14 protein-coding genes and 1 tRNA gene are annotated in these 21364 nt (G+C 65.6%); 6 read left to right on the top strand and 9 right to left on the bottom strand.

What is annotated here, in order from left to right; translation table 11 throughout:
• Positions 1 to 21 precede the first annotated feature (21 nt).
• Positions 22 to 240 (bottom strand): AlpA family transcriptional regulator, encoded by a 219-nt coding sequence (locus HWX55_RS27760; RefSeq protein ID WP_175978029.1) that lies wholly within the window; start codon positions 238 to 240, stop codon positions 22 to 24.
• A 229-nt stretch (positions 241 to 469) separates the two neighbouring features.
• On the bottom strand, positions 470 to 1723 hold the full coding sequence (locus HWX55_RS27755) for an integrase arm-type DNA-binding domain-containing protein (RefSeq protein WP_175978028.1): 1254 nt from the start codon (positions 1721 to 1723) through the stop codon (positions 470 to 472).
• 384 nt (positions 1724 to 2107) lie between these two features.
• Between HWX55_RS27755 and HWX55_RS27750 the strand changes: the two genes are divergently transcribed.
• A tRNA-Met gene (locus HWX55_RS27750) sits at positions 2108 to 2184 on the top strand.
• A gap of 107 nt (positions 2185 to 2291) precedes the next feature.
• Here the strand turns inward: HWX55_RS27750 and HWX55_RS27745 are convergent.
• Complete coding sequence (locus HWX55_RS27745; RefSeq protein ID WP_175978027.1) at positions 2292 to 2984, bottom strand: aspartate/glutamate racemase family protein; 693 nt, start codon at positions 2982 to 2984, stop codon at positions 2292 to 2294.
• 165 nt (positions 2985 to 3149) lie between these two features.
• On the opposite strand from HWX55_RS27745, the gene dinB reads away from it, so the two are divergent.
• Positions 3150 to 4307 carry a DNA polymerase IV gene (dinB, locus tag HWX55_RS27740; protein WP_175978026.1) on the top strand — a complete coding sequence of 386 codons (1158 nt, stop codon included), beginning with the start codon at positions 3150 to 3152 and terminating at the stop codon, positions 4305 to 4307.
• A 67-nt stretch (positions 4308 to 4374) separates the two neighbouring features.
• On the opposite strand, the gene HWX55_RS27735 is transcribed toward dinB, so the two are convergent.
• The 4 genes from HWX55_RS27735 to fixL all read right to left on the bottom strand — a co-directional run bounded on the left by HWX55_RS27735 (position 4375) and on the right by fixL (position 11009).
• Entirely contained in the window at positions 4375 to 6462 is a 2088-nt protein-coding gene (locus HWX55_RS27735) for a M3 family metallopeptidase (RefSeq protein WP_175978025.1), read from the bottom strand.
• A gap of 283 nt (positions 6463 to 6745) precedes the next feature.
• Positions 6746 to 7606 carry a bifunctional methylenetetrahydrofolate dehydrogenase/methenyltetrahydrofolate cyclohydrolase FolD gene (gene folD / locus HWX55_RS27730; RefSeq protein WP_126362377.1) on the bottom strand — a complete coding sequence of 287 codons (861 nt, stop codon included), beginning with the start codon at positions 7604 to 7606 and terminating at the stop codon, positions 6746 to 6748.
• A gap of 251 nt (positions 7607 to 7857) precedes the next feature.
• On the bottom strand, positions 7858 to 8496 hold the full coding sequence (gene fixJ, locus HWX55_RS27725; RefSeq protein WP_006493245.1) for an oxygen response regulator transcription factor FixJ: 639 nt from the start codon (positions 8494 to 8496) through the stop codon (positions 7858 to 7860).
• Complete coding sequence (gene fixL, locus HWX55_RS27720) at positions 8493 to 11009, bottom strand: oxygen sensor histidine kinase FixL (RefSeq protein WP_175978024.1); 2517 nt, start codon at positions 11007 to 11009, stop codon at positions 8493 to 8495. Before fixL ends, fixJ begins: the two co-directional genes overlap by 4 nt.
• Positions 11010 to 11282: 273 nt before the next feature.
• Between fixL and aceE the strand changes: the two genes are divergently transcribed.
• The 3 genes from aceE to lpdA all read left to right on the top strand — a co-directional run bounded on the left by aceE (position 11283) and on the right by lpdA (position 17775).
• The gene (gene aceE, locus HWX55_RS27715) at positions 11283 to 13979 is read left to right on the top strand and encodes a pyruvate dehydrogenase (acetyl-transferring), homodimeric type (protein WP_175978023.1); all 2697 of its coding nucleotides are present in this window, start codon (positions 11283 to 11285) and stop codon (positions 13977 to 13979) included.
• A 68-nt stretch (positions 13980 to 14047) separates the two neighbouring features.
• Positions 14048 to 15703, top strand: coding sequence for a dihydrolipoyllysine-residue acetyltransferase (aceF, locus tag HWX55_RS27710; protein WP_175978022.1), 1656 nt, complete (start codon positions 14048 to 14050; stop codon positions 15701 to 15703).
• A gap of 284 nt (positions 15704 to 15987) precedes the next feature.
• Positions 15988 to 17775 carry a dihydrolipoyl dehydrogenase gene (gene lpdA, locus HWX55_RS27705; protein ID WP_175978021.1) on the top strand — a complete coding sequence of 596 codons (1788 nt, stop codon included), beginning with the start codon at positions 15988 to 15990 and terminating at the stop codon, positions 17773 to 17775.
• Between the two features lie 199 nt (positions 17776 to 17974).
• Here the strand turns inward: lpdA and HWX55_RS27700 are convergent, their stop codons facing one another.
• Positions 17975 to 18541 carry a phasin family protein gene (locus HWX55_RS27700; RefSeq protein WP_034188948.1) on the bottom strand — a complete coding sequence of 189 codons (567 nt, stop codon included), beginning with the start codon at positions 18539 to 18541 and terminating at the stop codon, positions 17975 to 17977.
• A 654-nt stretch (positions 18542 to 19195) separates the two neighbouring features.
• On the opposite strand from HWX55_RS27700, the gene pbpG reads away from it, so the two are divergent.
• Positions 19196 to 20362, top strand: coding sequence for a D-alanyl-D-alanine endopeptidase (gene pbpG / locus HWX55_RS27695; protein WP_050013009.1), 1167 nt, complete (start codon positions 19196 to 19198; stop codon positions 20360 to 20362).
• A gap of 125 nt (positions 20363 to 20487) precedes the next feature.
• On the opposite strand, the gene HWX55_RS27690 is transcribed toward pbpG, so the two are convergent.
• The gene (locus HWX55_RS27690; RefSeq protein WP_050013008.1) at positions 20488 to 21297 is read right to left on the bottom strand and encodes an IclR family transcriptional regulator; all 810 of its coding nucleotides are present in this window, start codon (positions 21295 to 21297) and stop codon (positions 20488 to 20490) included.
• Between the last annotated feature and the right edge of the window lie 67 nt (positions 21298 to 21364).

Below are 21364 nucleotides of genomic sequence, written 5' to 3'. Positions count from 1 at the left end.
TCTTGTCGGGGGTCGCGCGCTTCATCGTGCCACCCCCGTTTCTTTTTGGTCGCGTTCTGCGATGCGGGCGTCGATAAACGCATCCAGTTCAGATTCCACCCAGCCCGTAGCTTTCTCGCCGAGTTTTATCGGCTTCGGCAGTTCGCCGAGCGCGACAGCGCGGTAGAACGTGGAGCGGGGCATTCCCACCTTGATACAAGCATCTTCGATGCGCAGGATTCGCTTGGGTTTCTGTTCCATTTCTCAGTTCGCTTAAGTGATTGCGATGCCCCGATATTGGAGCGCCTGAGACGAAGTTTCCTCGTGTGGGTTATGTGTTTCCTCTTGCGGGTTATTCGTTTCCCCGCGCACTGCGTTTAAACGCTCATTGGGGATGCGCGGGCGTAATCGCACTTCACGCGGCGTAACGAATTTCTTGATGGCGTCGGCGCAACGGGTAAAGAAAACCCCGCATCGTGCGGGGTTTCTGTCAGGCTGCGATGGCGGCTGTTTGCGACAGCCGGTCCAGGTAGTCGGCCCAGTCCTGCATCATCTGGCGGCGCTCGTCTGCGTACTGGTGCCGGTTGTACGCGGCACGCACTTCGTTTTCGGGGGCATGTGCAAGGCAACGTTCCACCACGTCGGGGTGCGCGTGCTGGCTGTTGAAATGCGTGCTGAACATACTCCTAAACCCATGCACGGTCGCCGCGTCGCCGTAGCCGATACGATTCATTGCGGCGTTAAGTGCGTTGCCGGTCATCGGCGTATGCGCGCGATCGCGGTGGGGGAACAGGTATTCGCCGTGCCCCGTGAGTTCGTGCAGTTCGCGCAGCAGCGCGATGGCCTGATGGGAGAGGGGCACCCAATGCGGACGCCGCGCCTTTGTACGCGCGGCCGGCACAAGCCATTCCGCATCGTCCAGCCGGAATTCTTCCCACCGCGCACCGGTCGCCTCTACCTTGCGAACTGCAGTCAGCAGCACAAGCTTCATGGCTGCCCGCGTCTCCGGATTGCAGTTCGACGCATCCAGGGCCGCCAGGAAGCCGGGGATGCGCCCAATATCCATGGCGGCGTGATGCACCTGGGTGCGGCTGCGTGCCTGCGCGCCGCGCCTGGGGCGAGCCGGCGGCATTGGGTTGGCATTCAGCACGCCTGCGCCGATGGCGTGTTCGAAAATCTGAAACAGATATCCGCGCAAGTTGCGCGCGACTTCAGGCGTCTTCTTCTCGACGCGCGCCAGCAGTTCGGCCAGGTCGGCGCGCGTGATGGCTGTGATGCTTTTGCTCTTGAATTCCGGCTCGATGTGCTTGGCGATTTCACGGCTGCGCTGTCTGACAGTGGACGGGGCCAGGTGCTTATCGGCGGTGTCGCGCCAGTCCTGCAGCACGGTCGCGAACGCGCCGCGTTCGGCTTGCTTCTTTTCCAGGGTGGCGCGTTCGCGTTCGTTCTTGCGAGCATGCACGGGATTGATGCCGGCTGCCACCAGGGCGCAGGCGGCGCGGTGCGCTTCCCTGGCTGCAGCCAGCGTGACGGCGGGGTATTGCCCCAGCGCCATCAACCCTTCTCGCCCGTGCAGGTAGAACTTGTAGCGCCACAGTTGCACCCCGGTGGTTTTCACCAGCAGGTGCAGCCCAGGCAGGCCATTGCCGTCAGACAGCTTGCGGTCTGACGCGCCGTCTCTGGCGGCTTTGCTGATAGCGGCCTTGATGGCGGTGTCGGTGAGCGGGGAAGTCCTCTTTTTCATGGCGGGGTATCCTTGCGAGATACCCCGTAAGATACCCTAAAATCTCACCGCTACCAAAGTCAGCGCCGGGGCTCGATTTGACCAGTTTTTACGGAAAAGTGCTTTCAAATCAGCGTTTAAGGACGTGATACTTGATGATTGTGCGTGATCGGAAATTATCGCCCGTTATGACACTTAACATTCCAGGTGGCGATTTTCATGAACGGGAGGGGTGCGTGCGGCGTGAATGCGAAGGCCGCCATCTTACCGCGAGCATGGGGTGCGAACGCGCGCGTCATGCGGCTTCGCACACCTGTCACGCCTCGCCGCTTGGGCAGCGGAAGCAGAAATTGTGACAAAAGTATTGACGTGAGTACTTCCTCACCCTATAATTTATTTCTCTGACGCGGGGTGGAGCAGTCTGGCAGCTCGTCGGGCTCATAACCCGAAGGTCACAGGTTCAAATCCTGTCCCCGCAACCAAGCACACCAGACGATGTGCCGCGCAATTGACCGATGCGCACTTCGTCTACGAAAAACCCGGCTCCGTGCCGGGTTTTTTGTTTTTCGCGCGCCGATCGCTGTCGCAGTTACCGCGCCGCCCACTCGACCGCCGCCTTCGCGTGCACCGCGGTCGTATCGAATACCGGCAGCGGCGAGTCGTCCGCGCCGATCAGCAGCGTGATTTCCGTGCAGCCGAGGATCACGGCTTGCGCGCCGCGCGTCGCCAGTTCGTCGATGATCGACACATACGTCGCGCGCGATGCCGCCGAGATCACACCGTGGCACAGCTCGTCGTAGATGATCCGGTGCACGTCGTCGCGCCCGCGTTCGTCCGGTACCAGCACGTCGAGCCCGAACTTCCCGCGCAACCGCTCTGCATAGAACGGCAGTTCCATCGTATAGCGCGTGCCGAGCAGGGCGACGCGCTCGACGCCCGCATCGCGCAGCGCGCTGCCGGTCGGGTCGGCGATGTGCAGGAACGGCAGCGTCACCGCGGCTTCGATCGCGTCGTGCACGCGATGCATCGTATTGGTCGTCAGGACGACGAGATCGGCGCCGGCCGCTTCGAGCTGCCGCGCGGCGTCGGCCATCCGTTCGCCGAGCGCGGCCCAGTCGTGCGTGCGCTGCAGCGCTTCGATCTCGGCGAAGTCGACCGTGACCAGCACGCTCTTCGCGTTGTGATGGCCGCCGTGCAATGCCTTCGAGTGCCGGTTGATCATCCGGTAGTACTCGGCCGACGATTCCCAGCTCATACCGCCGATCAGTCCGATCGTCTTCATCTGACACCCCTGCGTTTCGTGTATCGCGGCAGACGAGTATAGGTGCCGCTGCGCGTGCCCGGCCGGTACGATCCGCGCAAACCGGGCCGGTACGGCGCAGCCGGTTGTGGGTGGCCGGCTGCGGGCGACCGACTCGGGCCATACGCGGCAGTTGAAACCGGCACTGTGTTTTTGTACAGTATCGGCACCGTGAGCCCGACCACCACCCCGCCTGCCGATCCGACCGCGCCGCCGCGCATGCGCAAGATCATTCATTGCGACTGCGACTGCTTCTACGCATCGGTCGAGATGCGCGACGACCCGTCGCTGCGCAACCGGCCGCTCGCGGTCGGCGGCCGGCCCGACCAGCGTGGCGTGATCGCGACCTGCAACTACGAGGCGCGGCGCTACGGCGTGCATTCGGCGATGTCGTCGGCGCTGGCGATGCGCAAGTGCCCGGACCTGCTGATCCTGCCGTCCGCGATGGACAAGTATCGCGCGGCGTCGCGGCAGATCATGGCGATCTACCGCGACTACACGCCGGACGTCGAGCCGCTGTCGCTCGACGAGGCGTACCTCGATGTCAGCGGGTCGGAGCGTTGCCAGGGCAGCGCGACGCTGATCGCGCGCGAGATCCGCGAGCGGGTGCGCGATACGGTCGGCGTGACGGTGTCGGCGGGCGTCGCGCCGAACAAGTTCATCGCGAAGATCGCGTCCGACTGGAACAAGCCCGACGGGCTGTTCGTCGTGCGGCCGCACGAGATCGACGCATTCGTCGCGGCGCTGCCGGTGCGCAAGCTGCACGGCGTGGGCAAGGTGACGGCCACGCGGCTCGACCGGCTCGGCATCCAGACCTGCGCGCAGCTGCGCGACTGGCCGCTGATCGACCTGCACCGCGAGTTCGGCGCGTTCGGGCGGCGGCTGTACGAACTGTCGCGCGGGATCGACGAGCGGCCCGTGCAGGCCGATCAGGAGCGCAAGTCGGTCAGCGTCGAGACGACCTACGTGACCGACCTGACGACGCTCGAGCAATGCGCGGACGAAATCCGACGCCTCGTCGTGCAACTCGACGCGCGGATCGAGCGCGCCGGCGCCGCGCGGTCGATCCGCAAGCTGTACGTGAAGATCCGCTTCGCCGATTTCCAGCGTACGACGGTCGAGTGCGTGGCCGACGCGACGAATGCCGAGACGGCCGTCACGCTGCTCGCGAAGGGGTTGTTGCGGCGCGCGCAGCCGGTGCGACTGCTCGGCGTCGGCGTGCGTATCGACGAGGACACGGCCGAGCGTCATGGGCAATTCCTGCTGTTCGACGACGAAGCGGGCGACGACACGCCCGCGCCATGAAAAAAGGCACCGCCGAAGCGGTGCCTGTCGATGCAGCCGGAACAGCCGGAAGGGCCGGGCGGCGCGCTCAGTGCGCGGACGCGGCCATCCCGTTGTGGCGCAGCAGCGCGTCGATCTGCGGCTCGCGGCCGCGGAACGCCTTGAACGACTCCATCGCCGGACGGCTGCCGCCGACCTCGAGGATTTCGCGGCGATAGCGCGTGCCGGTTGCCGCGTCGAGCACGCTGCCGCTGGTGGCGGCCGCTTCCTCGAACGCCGCGTACGCGTCGGCCGACAGCACCTCGGCCCACTTGTAGCTGTAGTAGCCGGCCGCGTAGCCGCCCGCGAAGATATGGCTGAACGTGTTCGGCCAGCGCGAGAACGGCGCCTGCGGGATCACGTGATAGCGCTCGTTGATCTCGCGCGCGAACGCGGTCACGCCGGTGGCGCCGGCCGGGTCGAAATCGACGTGCAGCAGCATGTCGAACATCGAGAACACGATCTGGCGCAGCGTGCCGAGCCCGCTCTGGAAGTTCTTCGCGGCGATCATCTTGTCGAACAGCGCGCGCGGCAGCGCGGCGCCCGTATCGACGTGCGACGACATCGACGACAGCACGTCCCATTCCCAGCAGAAGTTCTCCATGAACTGCGACGGCAGTTCGACGGCATCCCATTCGACGCCGTTGATGCCCGACACGCCGAGCTCGTCGACGCGCGTGAGCATGTGGTGCAGCCCGTGGCCGAATTCATGGAACAGCGTGATGACCTCGTCGTGCGTGAAGCACGCGGGCTTGCCGCCGACCGGCGCGGAGAAGTTGCAGGTCAGGTACGCGACGGGCGTCTGCACGTCGCTGCCGCGCTTCGCGCGCGAACGCGCGTCGTCCATCCACGCGCCGCCGCGCTTGCCTTCGCGCGCGTACAGGTCGAGATAGAACTGCGCGACGAGCGAGCCGTCGCGGTTCTCGACGCGGAAGAAGCGCACGTCCTTGTGCCATACCGGCGCATCGTCCGGCTTGATCTTCACGCCGAACAGCGTTTCGGTGACGGTGAACAGGCCCTTCAGCGCGGCCGGCTCCGGGAAGTACTGCTTGACCTCGTTTTCCGAGAACGCATAGCGCTGCTGGCGGAGCTTCTCGGCCGCGTACGCGACGTCCCACGGCGCGAGTTCGGCGAGGCCGAGCGTCTTCGCGGCGAACGTGCGCAGCTCGTCCCAGTCCTTGTCCGCGTGCGGGCGGGCGCGCGTCGCGAGATCCTCGAGGAACGCGATCACCTGCTGCGGCGATTCGGCCATCTTCGGCGCGAGCGACACTTCGGCGAAGTTGCGATAGCCGAGCATCTGCGCCTCTTCGCGGCGCAGCTTCAGCGCGTCGGCGACGATTGCCGTGTTGTCCCATTCGGCCTTGCCGTCGCCATACTGCGGCCCGAGCTCCGACGCACGCGTCGCATACGCGCGGTAGAGCGTCTCGCGCAGCGCGCGGTTGTCCGCGTACTGCAGCACCGGGAAGTACGACGGGAAATGCAGCGTGAACTTCCAGCCTTCCTTGCCGTCCTTCTGCGCGGCTTCGCGGGCGGCCTCGATCGCGTCGCCGGGCAGGCCGGCCAACTCGGCTTCGTCCTTCGCGAAGTACGCGTACGCATTGGTCGCGTCGAGCACGTGATCGGAGAACGCCTTCGACAGCGCGGCCTGCTGTTCCTGCAATTCCGCGAAGCGCGGCTTCTGGTCCTCGGGCAGCTCGGCGCCCGACAGCCGGAAGTCGCGCAGCGCATTGTCGAGGATCTTCTTGCGCTCGGCGGACAGCGTCGCGTATTCGGCGCTCGCGGCGATCGCCTTGTACTTTTCGTACAGCGCGAGATTCTGGCCGACGCTCGACCAGAACTCGGTCACGCGCGGCAGGTTTTCACCGTAGGCAGCCCGCAGTTCGGGCGTGTCGGCGACCGCATTCAGGTGGCCGACGATGCCCCACGCGCGGCCGAGCGGCTCCGTGGCTCGCTCGACCGTCTCGACGACGGCGGCCCAGGTCGACGGCGTGTCGCTCGCGCTCGCCGTTTCGACCGCGCGGCTGGCGGCATCGAGCAGCGTATCGAGCGCGGGCGTCACGTGTTCCGGGCGGATCTCGCCGAAACGGGGCAGGCCGGAGAAGTCGAGGAGCGGATTGGTGTTGGCGCTGGCGGACATTAAGACTCCCTGTCTGTTGCCGGATGAACCGGGGTGAAAAGGGTGAGGCGCGACGAAGCGGCGCCCGATACCGACATTATTGGGGCGCATCGTGCGCTTTCCAATCGTTAGTTTCTAATGACGCGATTGACGCAGGGTCGGATGCGGGCGGCCGCGGGGTGCGGCCGGCGACGTGCGCCCGGCGACGCGCATTGGGCGCGCCGGCCGGCGCGATGCAGCCGCGCGATGGCGGCTGGCGAGGCGTCGGCGCGCGGAACCGCGCGCCGGCTGGGCAAATGCAGCGTCAGGCTGCGGCGGCCGCCGCGCGTTCGGCGGATTCGATCGTGTTGATCAGCAGCATCGTGATCGTCATCGGGCCGACGCCGCCCGGCACCGGCGTGATGTAGCCGGCGACTTCCTTCACGCCCGCGAAATCGACGTCGCCGCACAGCTTGCCCGCGTCGTCGCGGTTCATGCCGACGTCGATCACCGTCGCGCCAGGCTTCACCATGTCGGCGGTCAGGATGTTGCGCTTGCCGACTGCGGCGACCACGATGTCGGCCTGGCGCGTATGCGCGGCGAGGTCGCGCGTCTTGCTGTGGCAGATCGTCACGGTCGCGCCGGCGTCGAGCAGCATCATCGCCATCGGCTTGCCGACGATGTTCGAGCGGCCGATCACCACCGCGTTCGCGCCTTGCAGCGCGATGCCGTGCGCTTCGAACATCTTCATCACGCCGTACGGCGTGCACGGGCGGAACAGCGGCTTGCCGGTCATCAGCGCGCCCGCGTTCGCGACGTGAAAGCCGTCGACGTCCTTCTCCGGCGCGATCGCCTCGATCACCTTGTGGCTGTCGATATGCGCGGGCAGCGGCAGCTGGACGAGGATGCCGTGGATCTTCGGGTCGCGGTTCAGCTCGTCGATGCGCGCGAGCAGGTCGGCTTCCGACAGCGTGGCCGGGTACGCATCCTTCAGCGAGAAGAAACCGTTGTCCTCGCACGCCTTGATCTTGTTGCGCACGTAGACTTCGCTCGCCGGGTTCGCGCCGACGAGGATCACCGCGAGACCGGGCTGGTGGCCGCGCGCGGTCAGCGCGGCGGCGCGTTCGGCGGCCTGGGCGCGCAAGGTCTTCGAAAGGGCGTTGCCGTCGATGAGGAGGGCTGTCATGGTGGTGGGTCCTGCCGGGAAGTTGGAATGCGGGCGTACGGCGCCCGAAGCGCCGTAGCAAAGCACGTAATTATACCGTTCGCCTGCTGCCGTCCGACAGCGAATCAACGGGAAGCGTCATGGCCGCGGCGCGCGTGCGCCGGGAGGAACGGCCGCCGCCGCGCGAGTGGGCCGCATCGCGCGGGGCGGCAAACACCGGTTGCGGGCCGGGCGGCCGGGGCGGGCCGTGCCGCCGCGGCCGGAGCACCCGCTCAGGCCTGCTTCTTCGACAGCGCAAGGCGCAGCAGGTCGGCCACCGTGTTGACGTTGAGCTTTTCCATGATGTTCGCGCGGTGCGCCTCGACCGTCTTGATGCTGATGCCGAGATCGTCGGCGATCTGCTTGTTCAGGCGGCCCGCGATGATCCGTTCGAGCACCTGCTGCTCGCGCGCGGTCAACTTCGACAGGCGTTCGCTCGCGGCGCGCTGCTCCTGGACGCTCTTGCTTTCGCTTCGGGCCTTGTCGAGCATCCGCTCGACGAGCTTGCGCAGCTCGGCTTCGTCGAACGGTTTCTCGATAAAGTCCATCGCACCCTTTTTCATCGTCGACACGGCCATCGGCACGTCGCCGTGGCCCGTGACGAAGATGATCGGCAGCGCGGCATTGTCGGCGATCAGGCGTTCCTGCAATTCGAGGCCGCTCATGCCCGACATCCGCACGTCGAGGATCAGGCACGCGATCTGGCCGGCCTGCTGCGCCGGCTGGTACGCATCGAGGAACTGCTCGGCGCTCGAGAAGCATTGCACGCGATAGCCGTTCGCCTCCAGCAGCCAGCGCAGCGAGTCCCGTACGGCCTCGTCGTCGTCGACGACAAAGACGGTTTCCTGAGTGGTGGTGACAGGGCTATTCATAGTTCTCCCGTAACGGTATGTGATGCCGATGCCTCGCGCCCCCCTTGGCCGAGATCAGCGGGTTCCCCAATGGGCAGGCTGCAGTGGAACGTCGCGCCGGAAATGCGGCCGTCCGGCTCGACGTTGTTGACCACCCACAGACGCCCCCGATGCGATTCGATGATCGAACGGCAGATGTTCAGCCCCATGCCCATGCCATCGGACTTGGTGCTGTAAAACGGTTCGAACAGGCGCTCGGCGGTCGCTTCGTCGACGCCCGGGCCCTGGTCGATCACACGGATGTCGACGAAGCCCGCATCGAGGTCGGCGACGACGCGGATCACGCCGTCCACCGACGCCGGTTTCACGTCGGCCATCGCCTCGGCTGCGTTCTTCATCAGGTTCACGAGCACCTGCTCGATCAACACGGGGTCGACATAAATAATAGGCATTCTTGCGAGGATTTCCGTGACGATCCGGATCCTGCGCTTCCTGGCCTCGATTTCGGCGAGCCCGACCGCGTCGGCGACGATGTCCGCGACCCGCGCCGGCTGGCGCTTCGGCTCGCTGCGCTTCACGAATTCGCGGATCCGCTTGACGATCATCCCCGCGCGCAGCGCCTGCTGCGCGGTCTTCTCCAGCGCGGGCTGCAGCGTCTCGGGCGTGCCGCGGCCGCTCTTCACGAGCGCGAGCGTGCCCGAGCAGTAGTTGTTGATCGCGGCGAGCGGCTGATTCAATTCGTGAGCAATCGACGACGCCATTTCGCCCATCGTCATCAATCGGCTCGTGAACTGCAGCTTTTCTTCCTGCTGGTGCGCGAGCTCCTGCGCCTTCTTGCGGGTCGTGATGTCGGTCGCGATCTGCATCTGCGCGAGGTGGCCGTCCACCCACTGGATGTACTGGCGGCGCACCTCGAACCACTTCTGGATGCTCTCGACGTACACCTCCTGCGCGTCCGCCGTGCTGCTCGTCAGCGCGGCGGCCGGCAGGCCCGCGAACGCGTCGACCATGTCGATCGAGTCGGACGACGCCTGCGCGCGGTCGAAGCCGCCGCCCGACAGCTCCAGATGGCCGTCCGGGCGGATGCCGAACAGGTGGCGGTAGTAGCGGTTCGCGAACAGCAGCTCGGCTTCGTCGGCGGCGAGCACCGACACCGCGGCGTCGAGGCTTTCGAGCACCGTCGTGAAGCGTTCGTGCGCGGCCGCGAGCTCTTCGCGCGCGCGCTTCGGCTCGGTGATGTCGGTCATCGACGACATCCAGCCGGTCTGGCGGCCCGAACTGTCGATCAGCGGCGACACGTACAGGCGCGCATGAAACAGCGTGCCGTTCTTGCGCCGCACGCGCAGCTCGAAGCCCGAACTCGGCGCCTTGCCGCGCAGCGTCATGTCGAGCTGGCGCTGCATTTCCGGGTACGCGTCGCGCGGCCAATACGGGAACGGCGCGACCTTGCCGACGAGATCGGTCTCGTCCCAGCCCGTCATCCGGCAGAACGCGGGGTTCACGTGCGTGATGCGGCCGTGCATGTCGAGCACGCGCATGCCGATCAGCACCGAGTTTTCCATCGCGCGGCGGAAGAACGCCTCCGCGTACAGCGCCTGCTGCGCCTCGAAGCGCTGGCGCGTATGCTTCCACAGGCTCCAGAGGCTCCACAGCACGAAGCACGACAGCCCGGCGACGAGCCACACGAGCGTGTTGTTCGTCAGGTTCGTGAGCTGCGGGAACGCGTACACGCGCACGGTCAGCCCCTGGCCGGGCGGATCGAGGGGCAGGTCGTAGTGGGAGTCGCGCGGCAGCCGCGGGCGCGTCGACGTGGACGACAGCTCGCGGTTGTTCGAGTCGGTGATCGAGATCTTGTACTTCGACGACAGTTCCTGCGGGATGTCGTGCTTCAGGATGCCCTCGACCGAAAACACCGCGGCGAGCGAGCCGAGATATTCGCGGTCGCCGCGCATCACCGGCGTCTGCAACGTGATGAAGCCGTTGCCGAACTCGTCGTAGATCAGCGGCGAATACGCCTGGCGGCGCGTGCTGCGCGCCTCGTCGTACGCGCCGCGCACCGCGTCCTGCATCTGCGCGTCGCCGGGCTTCGCGAGCCGCTGGCCGAGCAGCGGCGGATGCACGGCCGGCCAGCGCTGCACGCCCGGCGCCGTGTACCAGTTCAGGTAGAGGATTTCCGGATGCGTCTGCATCACATCCGCGACCGCCATCTGGAACGCGTTCTGGTCGAGGCGGCCGGACGCGAGGTCGCGCGACAGCGCCTGCAGTTGTTCCTGCGCGCCCGTCATCGACAGGCGGATCTGCTGCTGGGCCCACGCGACGTTGCGAAACAGGGTGTCTTCCTGCTGCTGCTGTTCGCGCCGGTTGAGGCTCCACAGGATGAGGCTCATCACGACGAGGAACACCAGGATCGACAGCAGCGGCGTCAGCAAATAGGAATTGGACCACCACGGTCCGTGGTGCCAACGGGACGGCTGCGACTCCGCCGGCGGGCCCGGCGGTCGCGCCGAGCGTGCGAAAAGCCGATCGGTCAACATGGCAGGATTGTAGCGCAGCGCAATACATGGAAAACCGATACCGGATATGTTGAACGCAAACGGTTTTGTTCCGACGAGACGGGCCGCGGAGCCCCGAAATATGGGTGCAGCGCAGCAATATTTCGCATCATGAGAAAAGATCTCACGATTCGAAAATTTTGTTGCGCAGGCCCGTCCACGCTCATTACAATCCGTCGGAGCTTGCCCGCAGCCGGCCGCGCCGCGTCGTCTGCACGAGAGCGATCCTCACATTCCAGGACCCAGGAGACGAGAATGTCCGCTGTACCGAACGAAGTGATGAAGTATGTCGCCGCCGAACGTGACGACGACCCGCAAGAAACCGTCGAGTGGCTGGAGTCGCTCGATGGCGTGATCTCCTCCGTGGGCACCGGCCGCGCGCATTACCTGATCGAAAAGCAGATCGAATTCGCCCGCATGCACGGCGAACACCTGCCGTTCTCCGCCAATACCCCGTACATCAACACGATTCCGCTCGAAGCCCAGGCGAAGATTCCGGGCGACCAGGACATCGAGCACCGCATCCGTTCGTACACGCGCTGGAACGCGTTGGCGATGGTGCTGCGCGCGGGCAAGGACACGAACGTCGGCGGCCACATCGCATCGTTCGCGTCGGCCGCGACGCTCTACGACGTCGGCTACAACCATTTCTGGCACGCGGCGTCCGACCAGCACGGCGGCGATCTCGTGTTCGTGCAGGGCCACTCGTCGCCGGGCGTGTACTCGCGCGCGTTCCTGCTCGGCCGCCTGAAGGAAGAGCAGCTCGACAATTTCCGTCAGGAAGTGGACGGCAAGGGCATTTCGTCGTACCCGCACCCGTGGCTGATGCCGGACTTCTGGCAGTTCCCGACCGTGTCGATGGGTCTCGGCCCGATCATGGCGATCTACCAGGCACGCTTCATGAAGTACCTGGAATCGCGCGGCATCGCGAAGACGGAAGGCCGCAAGGTGTGGGCGTTCCTCGGCGACGGCGAGACGGACGAGCCGGAATCGCTCGGCGCGATCGGCATGGCGAGCCGCGAGAAGCTCGACAACCTCGTGTTCGTGATCAACTGCAACCTGCAGCGTCTCGACGGCCCGGTGCGCGGCAACGGCAAGATCATCCAGGAACTCGAATCGGAATTCCGCGGCGCCGGCTGGAACGTGATCAAGGTCATCTGGGGCAGCCGCTGGGATGCGCTGTTCGCGCGCGACAAGTCGGGCGCGCTGATGCGCCGGATGATGGAATGCGTCGACGGCGAATACCAGACGTACAAGTCGGAGTCGGGCGCGTACGTCCGCGAACACTTCTTCAACTCGCCTGAACTGAAGGCGCTCGTCGCCGACTGGTCGGACGACGACATCTGGGCGCTGAACCGCGGCGGCCACGATCCGCACAAGATCTACGCGGCGTTCCACGAAGCGACCAACACGAAGGGCGCGCCGACCGTCATCCTCGCGAAGACCATCAAGGGCTACGGGATGGGCGAGTCGGGCCAGGCAATGAACATCACGCACCAGCAGAAGAAGCTGCCGGTCGAGCAACTGAAGAAGTTCCGTGACCAGTTCCGCCTGCCGATCACCGACGAGCAGATCGCCGACGTGCCGTACCTGAAGTTCGAGGAAGGCTCGAAGGAGCTCGAATACATGCGCCAGAAGCGCATGGACCTCGGCGGCTACCTGCCGCACCGCCGCGAGAAGGCGACGTCGCTGCCGGTGCCGGCGCTCGACGCGTTCGAGCCGCTCTTGAAGGGCACGGGCGAAGGCCGCGAGATCTCGACGACGATGGCGTTCGTGCGGATCCTGAACATCCTGCTGAAGGACAAGGCGCTCGGCAAGCGCGTCGTGCCGATCGTCCCGGACGAATCGCGTACGTTCGGCATGGAAGGCCTGTTCCGCCAGATCGGCATCTGGAACCAGGAAGGCCAGAAGTACGTGCCGGAAGATTCCGACCAGCTGATGTTCTACAAGGAATCGCAGACCGGCCAGATCCTGCAGGAAGGCATCAACGAAGCGGGCGGCATGTGCGACTGGATCGCGGCGGCGACGTCGTATTCGACGCACGGCGAGATCATGGTGCCGTTCTACATCTTCTATTCGATGTTCGGCTTCCAGCGCATCGGCGACCTCGCGTGGGCCGCGGGCGACATGCGTTCGCGCGGCTTCCTGCTGGGCGGCACCGCGGGCCGTACGACGCTGAACGGCGAAGGCCTGCAGCACGAAGACGGCCACTCGCTGCTGTGGGCGGCATCGGTGCCGAACTGCGTGAGCTACGACCCGACGTTCGGTTATGAACTCGCGGTGATCGTCCAGGACGGCCTGCGCCGCATGGTGCAGGACCAGGAAGACGTGTACTACTACATCACGGTGATGAACGAGAACTACGAGCACCCGGCGATTCCGCAGGGCGAGCACGTGGCGGCCGACATCATCAAGGGCATGTACGCGTTCAGGAAGGCCGACGCCGACAAGAAGGCGCCGCGCGTCCAGCTGCTCGGCGCGGGCACGATCTTCAACGAAGTGATCGCCGCCGCCGACCTGCTGAAGAACGACTGGGGCGTCGCCGCCGACCTGTGGAGCGTGCCGAGCTTCACCGAACTCGCGCGCGAAGGCCATCAGGTCGAGCGCTGGAACCTGCTCCATCCGACCGAGGAGCGTCGCCTGTCGCACGTGCAGAAGTGCCTGAAGGACACGCAGGGCCCGGTCATCGCTTCGACCGACTACGTCCGTGCGCTGGTCGACCAGATCCGCGGCCAGATCGATCGCCGCTTCGTCGTGCTGGGCACCGACGGCTTCGGTCGTTCGGACACCCGCGAGAAGCTGCGTCACTTCTTCGAAGTCGACCGTCACTGGGTCACCGTCGCCGCGCTCAACGCGCTGGCCGACGAAGGCACGATCGAGCGCAAGGTGGTCGCGGACGCGATCGCCAAGTACAACCTCGATCCGTCCAAGCCCAACCCGATGACCGTTTAACGCACACGCCGTGTGATGCCGCGCGCCGCTCCCGCGAGGAGCGCGCGCGGCCATGGAGACAGAAACAGATGAGTCAAGCGATCGAAGTGAAGGTGCCGGATATCGGCGATTACAAGGACGTGCCGGTCATCGAGATCGGCGTGAAGGTCGGCGACACGGTCGAGCCCGAGCAGTCGCTCGTCACGCTCGAGTCGGACAAGGCGACGATGGACGTGCCGAGCCCGGTCGGCGGCGTCGTGAAGGAAATCAAGGTCAAGGTCGGCGATTCCGTGTCGGAAGGCTCGTTGATCATCCTGCTCGAAGGCGGCGCAGGCGCGCAGGCGAATGGCGCGGCCGCGCCGGCCGCGCCGGCCGCGGCTCCCGCTCCCGCAGCAGCGCCGGCACCGGCCGCCGCCGCGCCCGCTGCCGCATCGGCCGCGTCCGGCGGCACGCTCGAAGTGAAGGTGCCCGACATCGGCGACTACAAGGATGTCCCGGTGATCGAGATCGGCGTGAAGGTCGGCGACACGGTCGAGAAGGAACAGTCGCTCGTCACGCTCGAGTCGGACAAGGCGACGATGGACGTGCCGAGCCCGGCCGCCGGCGTCGTGAAGGACATCAAGGTCAAGGTGGGCGATTCGGTGTCGGAAGGCACGCTGATCGTGCTGCTCGAAGCCGCCGGCGCTTCGGCTGCCGCCGCCCCGCAGGCCAGCGCACCGGCTCCGGCCGCGGCCGCCCCGGCGCCCGCCGCCGCCCCGGCACCCGCGAAGGCTGCGCCGGCACCGGCTGCCGCCGCTCCGGCCGCCGCACCGTCGGGCGAATATCGCGCGAGCCACGCATCGCCGTCGGTTCGCAAGTTCGCACGCGAACTCGGCGTCGAAGTCGCGCGCGTGCAGGGCTCGGGGCCGAAGGGCCGCATTACGAAGGAAGACGTCACGGGCTTCGTGAAGGGCGTGATGACGGGCCAGCGCGCGGCGCCGGCCGCGGCAGCCGCGCCGGCAGGCGGCGGCGAGCTGAACCTGCTGCCCTGGCCGAAGGTCGACTTCTCGAAGTTCGGCCCGTTCGAGGCGAAGCCGCTGTCGCGCATCAAGAAGATCTCGGGCGCGAACCTGCATCGCAACTGGGTGATGATCCCGCACGTCACGAACAACGACGAAGCGGACATCACCGAGCTCGAAGCGCTGCGCGTCCAGCTGAACAAGGAACACGAAAAGGCGGGCGTGAAGTTCACGATGCTCGCGTTCGTGATCAAGGCGGTCGTCGCCGCGCTGAAGAAATTCCCGACCTTCAACGCGAGCCTCGACGGCGACAACCTCGTGTTCAAGCAGTACTTCCACGTCGGTTTCGCGGCCGATACGCCGAACGGCCTCGTCGTGCCGGTGATCCGCGATGCGGACAAGAAGGGCCTCGTCGACATCGCGAAGGAAATGAGCGACCTGTCGAAGGCCGCGCGCGAAGGCAAGCTGAAGCCGGACCAGATGCAGGGCGGCTGCTTCTCGATCTCGTCGCTCGGCGGGATCGGCGGGACGAACTTCACGCCGATCATCAACGCGCCGGAAGTGGCGATCCTCGGGTTGTCGCGCGGGCAGATGAAGCCGGTGTGGGACGGCAAGCAGTTCGTGCCGCGGCTCATGCTGCCGTTGTCGCTGTCGTATGACCATCGGGTTATCGATGGCGCGGAAGCCGCGCGGTTCAATGCGTATCTCGGCGCGTTGCTCGGGGATTTCCGTCGCATCATTCTTTGATGAGCGGGGTGGGGCTCGCGGGGGCGTGGGTTTGTGTTCGGTTTTTGTCCACGCCTTTTCGTTGAACCTGTTGCGCTAACGGTCTATTAGCGTCGCCCCTGCGCGGGGCGGCGGTCACTTTTCTTTGTCTTCCAAAGAAAAGTAACCAAAAGAAAGGCGCGTCCTTGGGCGGACGGCAAAGGTGGTCCTGCCCAGGTTCGCTGCTTTTGTCAGGCCGTAGCCGTAGTCGGTTCTCTCGCGGGTTCCTCCCCCTCTGTCTGCAGTCAATCAAGAAGGGGACAGTCATGAGTCTCATCGAAGTCAAGGTTCCGGATATCGGCGATTTCAGCGGCGTCGATGTCATCGAAGTCAACGTCAAACCCGGCGACGTGATCGAAAAAGAGCAAACGCTCATCACGCTCGAATCCGATAAAGCCTCCATGGAAGTGCCCAGCGACGTCGCCGGCACCGTCAAGGAAGTCAAGGTCAAAGCCGGCGAGAAAGTCTCGCAAGGCACCGTCATCGCCATCGTCGAAGCGTCGGCAGGCGCAGCCGCTCCCGCGAAAGCGCCCGAAGCGCCGAAGCCCGCCGCCGCCGCACCGGCTCCGGCCGCAGCCGCGCCGGCTCCGGCCGCAGCCGCGCCGGCGCCCGCGCCGCAAGCCGGCAGCTACAGCGGCGCCGCCGACATCGAGTGCGACATGCTCGTACTCGGCGCCGGCCCCGGCGGCTACTCGGCCGCATTCCGCGCCGCCGACCTCGGCATGAAGACCGTACTCGTCGAACGCTATTCGACGCTCGGCGGCGTCTGCCTGAACGTCGGCTGCATCCCGTCGAAGGCGCTGCTGCATACGTCGCTCGTCGTCGAGGAAGCCGCGGCGCTCGCGTCGCACGGCATCACGTTCGGCAAGCCGCAAGTCGATCTCGACAAGCTGCGCGACTTCAAGGGCGGCGTCGTCAAGAAACTGACGACCGGCCTCGCCGGCATGGCGAAGGCGCGCAAGGTCGAAGTGGTCACCGGCGTCGGCGCGTTCGTCGATCCGTTCCACATGGAAGTGCAGGGCGAAAACGGCAAGAAGGTCGTCAAGTTCAAGCAGGCGATCATCGCCGCGGGCTCGCAGGCCGTGAAGCTGCCGTTCATGCCGGAAGACCCGCGCGTCGTCGATTCGACGGGCGCGCTCGAACTGCGCCAACTGCCCAAGCGCATGCTCGTGATCGGCGGCGGCATCATCGGCCTCGAAATGGCGACGGTCTACTCGACGCTCGGCGCCGAGGTCGACGTCGTCGAAATGATGGACGGCCTGATGATGGGCGCCGACCGCGATCTCGTGAAGGTCTGGGAAAAGTACAACGCGAAGCGCTTCGGCAACGTGATGCTGAAGACCAAGACGGTCGGCGCGGAAGCGAAGGAAGACGGCATCTACGTGAAGTTCGAGGGCGAAAAGGCGCCGGCGGAAGCGCAGCGCTACGACCTCGTGCTCGTCGCGGTGGGCCGCAGCCCGAACGGCAAGAAGATCGGTGCCGACAAGGCCGGCGTCGCGGTCACGGATCGCGGCTTCATCGACGTCGACAAGCAGATGCGCACGAACGTCCCGCACATCTTCGCGATCGGCGATATCGTCGGCCAGCCGATGCTCGCGCACAAGGCCGTGCATGAAGGCCACGTCGCCGCGGAAGCCGCGCACGGCGAAAAGGCGTACTTCGACGCACTGCAGATCCCGTCGGTGGCCTACACCGATCCGGAAGTGGCGTGGGCCGGCAAGACCGAAGACCAGTGCAAGGCCGAAGGCATCAAGTACGGCAAGGCCGTGTTCCCGTGGGCCGCTTCGGGCCGCGCGATCGCGAACGGCCGCGACGAAGGCTTCACGAAGCTGATCTTCGACGAGGAAACCCATCGCGTGATCGGCGGTGCGATCGTCGGCCTGAACGCGGGCGACCTGATCAGCGAAGTGTGTCTCGCGGTCGAAATGGGCGCGGACGCGGAAGACATCGGCAAGACGATCCATCCGCACCCGACGCTCGGCGAATCGGTCGGCATGGCCGCCGAGCTGTACGAAGGCGTCTGTACGGACCTGCCGCCGCAACGCAAGAAGTAACAGTAACGCGACCGGCATGGCCGGCCACGCGCCGGCCACGAAAACGCCGCCGCCCGGGCAAACCGGACGGCGGCGTTTTGTTTTGCGTGGCGCGCGACAGGCTCGATGGTGGCGGGCAGTTTGCCGCCCGCCCGGCACATTCCGGCGCCAGAAACGAAAAAGCCGCGCTGGGCGCGGCTCTTTCAGGAGCAGGGGACGCTTACGCGGCCGGCTTGCTCGAACGACGCGCGGCAGCGGCGGTTGCAGCCTTCGTTGCGACGGCAGCAGCGGCGTTGAAGTTCGTTTCAGCGATTTCCACCGCTTGCTTCGTGGCTTTCTGAACCGTTTCGTACGTGGTGTTCGCAGCGTTCAGCGCCGACTTCAGTGCGGCGACAGCCGTTTCCGAACCGGCCGGGGCGTTCTTCGCGACGTTGTCGACGAGTGCCTGGACCTTCTTGTTCTGCTCGTCGAATTGCGCTTCGGCGACCTTCGCGAACTCGGCTTGCGTCGACGATGCGATTTCGTACAGGTGACGGCCGTACGACAGCACCTTTTCCGCGACCGGCTGCGACAGGCTCGCTTGCAGCGCGATCAGTTCCTGCGCGTCCTTCACCGACAGCAGACGCTGCGCGTTTTCCTGGCCTTCGGCCAGCGTCGACTTCACGACTTGCAGGTTGAGTTCGATCAGCTTTTCGACGCCTTCGAACGCCTTGGTCGTCAGACCGAACAGGCTTTCGAGGTTGGCTTTTTGGGCGGCGGCGATTTGCTCGGGGGTCAGCAAGGACATGTCAGGCTCCTGAAAAGCGATCGCGTCGATCGCAGGATAAAGGGCACTACGCTGGGGAACTTCGGCACCGCGTGCTTTGTGCAACGCAGCAATGAGGCCTATTTTAGGGCAGCGAGCACGGATGTCAAGCACTTTTTGTGCGTTGCACAATCGCGACAAATTATCGATAAAACAACGAGTTATCGCACCCGTTCGGAATCGGTTTCATGCGTGTTCCCACATGGTGCGCACGGCGCCGGGGCAAACGCGCCGCACCATGATCACGCACAGGTAAACCTGACAGGCCCATGGAACGTTATCCTTCTGTTCCTGTCGAAAAACGCGCCGTTTCGATGCGCGTGCCGTGGCGACGTGCCGCCGTCACGGCCGAGACCGGCGCCCTGGGCACGCCGAGCATCGGATACGTACTTTCCCCGCTTTAAATTGCCGCCGAAGTGACGTTATCTCAATTAACCGCGTGGTAATCGGGAGACGGGCGCTGTCGGGCAGTGCGTCCCATCGATTTTTTCGATGGGAACGGAAGGGTCGATTGGCCGGAGGTTGGCCGACTCTTACATTCCGGTTTAAAGACGATCGGTAAGTGCCTAATATTGCTCTTTTTTTCAGCTTTAACTACACTTGCGGAAACCTCCCGCCCGCTTTGTCCAGACCCCAATGAAAGCCGAATCGTTTTCACCGCGCAGATTGTTGCAGAGCATGACGCTCGGCACCGCTGTGTCGGTCGCAGTCGCGTTGCTCGCGACCACCGCGTCCGTCACGCCTGCTGACGCCTTCGCCGCCACTGCGAAGACCCAAGCCGCCAAGAAAAAGGCCGTCGCTCCTGCTTCGTCAGCGAAGAAGAAGTCGGCCCGGGCGACCTCCGACAAATCCGCCAAGGTCGCCGACGCCGATGCGCCGCGCGCGAAAGCGTCGCGCAAGCGCGTGACGCTGGCGGCGAACAACCTGCATGGCGGCCATCGCGGCGCGGTGCGCAAGGTCGCGTTCCAGCCGCGCCGTCCGACGGTCGGCCAAGCGTTCGGCCTGCACGACACGCCCGATGCGCTCGCGCTGCGCTCGAGCGTCGCGTACGTCGTCGACCAGAATTCCGGCGAGCCGCTGTTCGACAAGAATTCGCACGCGGTCGTGCCGATCGCATCGATCTCGAAGCTGATGACGGCCATGGTCGTGCTCGACTCGAAGTCGCCGATGACCGATCAGCTCGAAGTCACCGACGAAGACCGCGACTACGAGAAGGGCACGGGCTCGCGCCTGTCGGTCGGCTCGGTGCTGTCGCGCGAGGATATGCTGCACATCGCGCTGATGGCGTCGGAAAACCGCGCGGCCGCCGCGCTGTCGCGCTACTACCCGGGCGGCCGTCCGGCGTTCATCGCGGCGATGAACGCGAAGGCGAAGTCGCTCGGCATGACCGATACGCATTTCGAGAATTCGACCGGCCTGTCGAGCTCGAACGTGTCGAGCGCGCGCGATCTCGTGAAGATGGTCAATGCGGCGTACCAGTACCCGATGATCCGCCAGTTCTCGACCGATCGCACCTACGAGGTGTACACGGGCAAGCGCAACCTCGTCTACAACAGCACCAACGCGCTGATCCGCGGCAACGGCTCGTGGGACATCGGCCTGCAGAAGACGGGCTTCATCAACGAAGCGGGCGAATGCCTCGTGATGCAGGCCACGATTCACGGCCGGCCGATGGTGATGGTGCTGCTCGATTCGTTCGGCAAGTACTCGCGTTTCGCCGACGCGTCGCGCCTGCGCAACTGGCTCGATGCCGGCGGCGGCGAGCGCCTGACGGCGGCCAACACGCCGAGCGGCGGCACCTGATCGCGTGCGGCGGTTCGCCGCCGTACCGTACCGGTCGCCGCAACGCAAAAGCCCCGCAATCGCGGGGCTTTTTTGTCTGGCGAAACCGGCGCCGGCGCCGGAAGGAATCTGGCCGACGGCGCGGCTTACGCCTGCCGCTGCAGCCCGTCCACGTCCTTCGCGGGCGCCGGCCGGTAGCCGAGCGATTCCGAGATGGTGAGCGCCGTCCGGCTCAACTGGCCGAGCCACGCGTCCTGCAGCCGGTCGGCCGGCGCCGACAGCGACAGGCCCGCGACGAGCTTGCCCGAATCGTCGTAGATGCCGGCCGCGATGCAGCGCACGCCGAGTTCGAGTTCTTCGTTGTCGCGCGCGCACGATTGCTGGCGGACGATCGTCAGCTCGCGCTCGAGCTTCGCGATATCGGTGATGCTGTTCTGCGTATGGCCGGACAGCCCCGTGCGCGTCGCATACGCACGCACGCGCGACGTTTCGTCGGCCGCGAGGAACAGCTTGCCGACCGACGTGAGGTGCAGCGGCGCGCGGCCGCCGATCGCGCGGACGACCTGCATTCCCGAGCGCTCCGAATACGCGCGCTCGATATAGACGATCTCGTCGCCCTGGCGCACCGACAGGTTCACGGTCTGCCCGGTGAGGCGGTGCAGCTCGCGCATCGGCATCAGCGCCGCGTCGCGCACCGACAGGCGCGCCTTCACGAGATTGCCGAGCTCGAGCAACCGCATGCCGAGGCGGTAGGTGCCGGGATCGGAGCGGTCGACGAGGCGGCAGGTCACCATGTCGTTGAGGATGCGGTGCGCGGTCGACGGGTGCAACTCCGTGCGCTGCGCAAGTTCCTTCAGGCTGACGGGGTCGCTGTGCGCGGCGAGCGCGTCCAGCAACCGCATCATGCGTTCGATCACCTGGATCGACGTTTTTGAATCCGGGGTGGGTTGGCTCATGTCGGGGGAGGAATCGGTTGACGCGTCAAGCGGTGTTGGATCGATTGTATCTCGTATCGTGAAAAAA

The sequence above is a fragment of the Burkholderia sp. BCC1047 genome, assembly GCF_902833155.1.
Classification (GTDB): Bacteria; Pseudomonadota; Gammaproteobacteria; order Burkholderiales; family Burkholderiaceae; genus Burkholderia; species Burkholderia sola.
This window is presented reverse-complemented; position numbering and strand designations above follow the sequence as displayed.

Excerpts from the sequence above, each read along its gene's own strand:
- folD (WP_126362377.1), bottom strand. The coding sequence starts at position 7,606 with ATGACAGCCCTCCTCATCGACGGCAACGCCCTTTCGAAGACCTTGCGC.
- HWX55_RS27745 (WP_175978027.1), bottom strand. The coding sequence starts at position 2,984 with ATGAAGACGATCGGACTGATCGGCGGTATGAGCTGGGAATCGTCGGCC.
- aceF (WP_175978022.1), top strand. The coding sequence starts at position 14,048 with ATGAGTCAAGCGATCGAAGTGAAGGTGCCGGATATCGGCGATTACAAG.
- HWX55_RS27760 (WP_175978029.1), bottom strand. The coding sequence starts at position 240 with ATGGAACAGAAACCCAAGCGAATCCTGCGCATCGAAGATGCTTGTATC.
- fixJ (WP_006493245.1), bottom strand. The coding sequence starts at position 8,496 with ATGAATAGCCCTGTCACCACCACTCAGGAAACCGTCTTTGTCGTCGAC.
- HWX55_RS27735 (WP_175978025.1), bottom strand. The coding sequence starts at position 6,462 with ATGTCCGCCAGCGCCAACACCAATCCGCTCCTCGACTTCTCCGGCCTG.
- HWX55_RS27690 (WP_050013008.1), bottom strand. The coding sequence starts at position 21,297 with ATGAGCCAACCCACCCCGGATTCAAAAACGTCGATCCAGGTGATCGAA.
- lpdA (WP_175978021.1), top strand. The coding sequence starts at position 15,988 with ATGAGTCTCATCGAAGTCAAGGTTCCGGATATCGGCGATTTCAGCGGC.
- HWX55_RS27700 (WP_034188948.1), bottom strand. The coding sequence starts at position 18,541 with ATGTCCTTGCTGACCCCCGAGCAAATCGCCGCCGCCCAAAAAGCCAAC.
- HWX55_RS27755 (WP_175978028.1), bottom strand. The coding sequence starts at position 1,723 with ATGAAAAAGAGGACTTCCCCGCTCACCGACACCGCCATCAAGGCCGCT.
- aceE (WP_175978023.1), top strand. The coding sequence starts at position 11,283 with ATGTCCGCTGTACCGAACGAAGTGATGAAGTATGTCGCCGCCGAACGT.
- pbpG (WP_050013009.1), top strand. The coding sequence starts at position 19,196 with ATGAAAGCCGAATCGTTTTCACCGCGCAGATTGTTGCAGAGCATGACG.
- fixL (WP_175978024.1), bottom strand. The coding sequence starts at position 11,009 with ATGTTGACCGATCGGCTTTTCGCACGCTCGGCGCGACCGCCGGGCCCG.